This window comes from Xenorhabdus sp. SGI240 (assembly GCF_040081915.1).
GTDB classification, from domain to species: Bacteria; Pseudomonadota; Gammaproteobacteria; order Enterobacterales; family Enterobacteriaceae; genus Xenorhabdus; species Xenorhabdus bakwenae.
This window is the reverse complement of sequence record NZ_JBEBMB010000149.1, coordinates 1-1,363: the sequence shown is the minus strand read 5'-3', so window position 1 is coordinate 1,363 and position 1,363 is coordinate 1. Positions and strand designations below refer to the sequence as shown.

2 protein-coding genes are annotated in these 1,363 nt (G+C 47.2%); both read left to right on the top strand.

The window, feature by feature from the left end:
* Nucleotides 1-271: hypothetical protein (locus ABLA76_RS17755; protein ID WP_348988919.1), on the top strand; the 271-nt coding region annotated here is incomplete at its 5' end.
* 8 nt (nt 272-279) lie between these two features.
* Complete coding sequence (locus tag ABLA76_RS17750) at nt 280-1,302, top strand: DUF6453 family protein (RefSeq protein WP_348988918.1); 1,023 nt, start codon at nt 280-282, stop codon at nt 1,300-1,302.
* Nucleotides 1,303-1,363 lie beyond the last annotated feature (61 nt).

Below are 1,363 nucleotides of genomic sequence, written 5' to 3'. Positions count from 1 at the left end.
GATTAAGAATGGTCAGGTTTTTATCAAGGAAGCCTTTCTTGGTACAGCGGTCATTGACGGGGCGAAAATTAAAGATGCCTCCATCACAATGATAAAAATCGCTGATGGGATGCGCTCAGATAACTGGCCTTCCGGTGGTTGGAATTTGCCAAAAAGTGGGGCGTTTGAAATGCGAAGCTCGGCAAGCGGGGCGCGGGTAGCATTAGATCATACCGGACTAACGGTTTGGGATAGCAGCGGAACAATGCGGGTTAAGGTAGGAAAAATATGAGTTGGGGCATGATGATACATCCCGGTGACGGGGGTAAACCGTACCATCTGGATTCAGATCGGGCGCAGACATTAAGCCTGATACAAACAGTGTCGGTGGCGTTATACGACGATTACCGTAAATACGGATGGCGGCAGACACGCCATATACCTGAGGCGCGGGATTTTAACATCGTCCTGATACCGACAAAAACTGTCATGGTCGGGCAGCGGGAAATGATTTCTGCCATTATTGATCTCAGGATTGAGAATATCAGAATGGAGGGAGAATACCTGCATTTTGAATACAGTGATATTCCTATCGGACATCAAACCGTGCTGGGGGCCTTAATCGACGTGTTTATGCCTTATTCCGATGATGATGACAGACACTTCTATATTCAGGTTTGCGGCTACCCTAAGAATACAGGTTCATTTGGTATCCAACTGGCGGGCATGAATGGGATATCGACGATTGCAGACCAGAATCGGTTAGGCTATTGCGTCTATCGTGGGAAATTCACGCTGGGAAAAAACGGGCAGTGGCGGGTGCCGGATACTATTCCCAACAGGACGCAGTGTCTGGTATTTGCCCGGACAGATACTGCCGGGGCAGCGATAGGCATGACGCACGATAAAGTCATTGTAAATAATGATGTTGCCTGTGAGGTGCATGTCGTCATTTTCTCCAGCGGATTTCCGTTGCAACAGCCTGAATGGGGTGTCGCAATTTACAACGTATCAGGACAAATAACCTATTCCTCCTATTATGCCCCCTTTTTTACGGGTGAAATGATACCGGTGAGAAATGGGCGTGGTACAACTAAGACCATTACAAAACCAATGGTACAGGTTAACCAGCTGGCGAAACTGGTCAAAAATGTCGGCGGGAACTCATGGCGATTTGCAGATTCGGGTTTTGTATTCTCAGGGAATGCAATTTCTATTAGTGAGGCTGGGCGTATGGAATTTAACTATGTTCAGGTGAATAACTTTAGCTACAAACCCATCGACTACGACATCTACGCGATTAACTTCGACGATTACTTCTAACCTCTCAGGAACACACTATGTACTATTCACAAGGCACAGTCTCAACTGTGTCCGGCTCGGC

Bases quoted from the DNA above. Each gene is read 5' to 3' on its own strand.
- ABLA76_RS17750 (WP_348988918.1), top strand. From the start codon at position 280: ATGATGATACATCCCGGTGACGGGGGTAAACCGTACCATCTGGATTCA.